The sequence below is a fragment of the Rugamonas rubra genome, from assembly GCF_900114705.1.
GTDB lineage: Bacteria > Pseudomonadota > Gammaproteobacteria > Burkholderiales > Burkholderiaceae_D > Rugamonas > Rugamonas rubra.
In genome coordinates this window covers 1-2,003 of record NZ_FOTW01000070.1, presented here as the reverse complement: position 1 = coordinate 2,003, position 2,003 = coordinate 1, and the positions used below count along the sequence as shown (strand labels likewise).

Genomic DNA, 2,003 nt, shown 5'->3' with positions numbered 1-2,003 from the left:
GATCGTCATCATCATCCCCTTCAGTGGCTCTGCCATCCTGATAGGTTTGACTCAACTGGAGTGGCAAAGTTCTGACGAACGAACATAATCAGGTAAGTCGATATCGGAATCCGCATGCCCGGTGTGGCGACTGCTCGACCCGTGAAAGAATATAAAGGAATGCTCGGGATAGCGCTTGGCAGCGACACTGGCGATGAGTGCCGGCAGCGCATAGTTTACAATCTGACTGTTGTCGTGCGTATTCCCGTTCATTGCGCAGTCGGTGTGAACGGAGTCCGGAAATGATGCGGAAACGCGAAGCTGAATCCGGCCGTGAGTGGGCCACCGGACTGGTTCAAAATCTCGGTGGCGATCATGATCAGAGCGTCGCTGTCGTGATGACTGAACAGCCGTGCCATCGCGTCGGAAAGACGCTCCGACAGAGCCTTGTTCCGGTATCGAATAGTGCGAACGATATTTCTTTTTTCGCAAGGGAATATCTTGCGTGAAAGCAGATGAGAATTGATGATTTGTTTGTAGAGTTCCATCGCAAGCAGTCGTTTTTCTTCGTGGTCGTCGCAATCGCTCAGGTCCGCCAACAGTTCTGTAAACTGATGTCTATGCATCACCCAATTCGGATCGCACGGACCCGCAGCGAGATAGCTGTTGGCCATCTTCCGAAAATCTTCATAGATCGAGGAGGTAGTGCCAAAAGGGATGCCCTCAGCGACCATGGACAATAACGGTACGGGGCCCTCGCGCCGCTCTGCATTCAAGTTAAATGCCAAGGTTTCAGCGTCGTGGACGTGCAGATCAACTAGGAATCCGTCCTGGTAGAACAACTCCCGTCTGGCGCAAGGTAATCTTCCGACCAAAACGAGGATATCGACGTCTGACTTGGGTTTTCCGGCCGACTTCGCGTGTGAGCCGCACAGCAGAGAAAACAAGATATTGCGACAGCGCGATTGCACCGCTTTCTGCAGCGTTGCTTGTGAAGGAGGCGGGGCGAGTGTGGGAGTCATTGGTGTTCCGACGGTGTGGTTTGCGCACTTGAGGATCTCGTGCCTGGCAGGCATCGAGATCCGGTCCGGTGCCTCAGTGTGTTGGTGCGAGCATCCGTGTTGTGTGCTGAGTCTGCAGTTGCATAGGGTCTGAGACCAAGGTGTTTGTGAACGAGAACCCATCAACTATGCCAGACTCTCGATTGCCAAACGCAGCGATCGACTGGATCAGGTGCTCGATCGACACCGGCGTTGCCGAAGACACCTTGACCGACACATGATGCGTCGACCGCAGGTCGATCTTCCGGCTGCTGTTACCAGCATCGGCGATCCCTGCATCACCGAGTTCGGCGAAGTCAAACCCAAGCATGCGGCTATCTATGCCACCGTTTTTGTTGATCATACCGGGGCTGTAGCTAAAACCGCCGCTCATATAGTAGAAGTCAACCGTATTGTCGTTTCCGGAAACATAGTCGCCGGAGGCATCCGTATAGTTGAAATTGATGTCGCAGCCATTGGCGATGATCGATGTGTTGTTTGTATACACATTGATCTCGTCGTTTCCTGCGCCGTACACGGTATTGCCGGGTAAATCGATAGCAACCGTCGAATCGAGCGCAACGTAAACGTCGGCGTTCGCTACTAAGACCGTTTCGCCGTCGCCATTCGCGACCACGTCCACGCTACCATCATCTCTCGTGACCACGCCCACCTGCCCGGCTCCGTCCTTGTAGGGGGACGACACCGCTTCCGACGACAACGTCGATCCATCGTCCAAGGTGGCGTTGGCGGTCATTCTGAAGTCGCCGTCGCTGTCCAGAGTCAGCGTTTCATTGGTGCCAAACTGATCCTGGTAACTGACGGGAACACCGCCCCTACTCTTTATGAAGTCAGACAAGCCCTGCAGCATGTTCTGGACCTCGCCCTTGTGCGTATTCCACGCAAACTGGACACCTGTTCCGCCGCAAACTGGACAGTCGTTCCAGCGCAAACTGGACACCCGTTCCAAACCAAACTGGACAC

General features: G+C 54.3%; 2 protein-coding genes. Both read right to left on the bottom strand.

The window, feature by feature from the left end; genetic code table 11:
- Nucleotides 1–248: 248 nt before the first annotated feature.
- On the bottom strand, nucleotides 249–1,001 hold the full coding sequence (locus BM252_RS29735) for a nucleotidyltransferase domain-containing protein (protein WP_139236832.1): 753 nt from the start codon (nucleotides 999–1,001) through the stop codon (nucleotides 249–251).
- 73 nt (nucleotides 1,002–1,074) lie between these two features.
- Nucleotides 1,075–2,003, bottom strand: a 929-nt coding sequence (locus BM252_RS31360; protein ID WP_174900735.1) for a hypothetical protein, incomplete at its 5' end; no start/stop codon positions are given.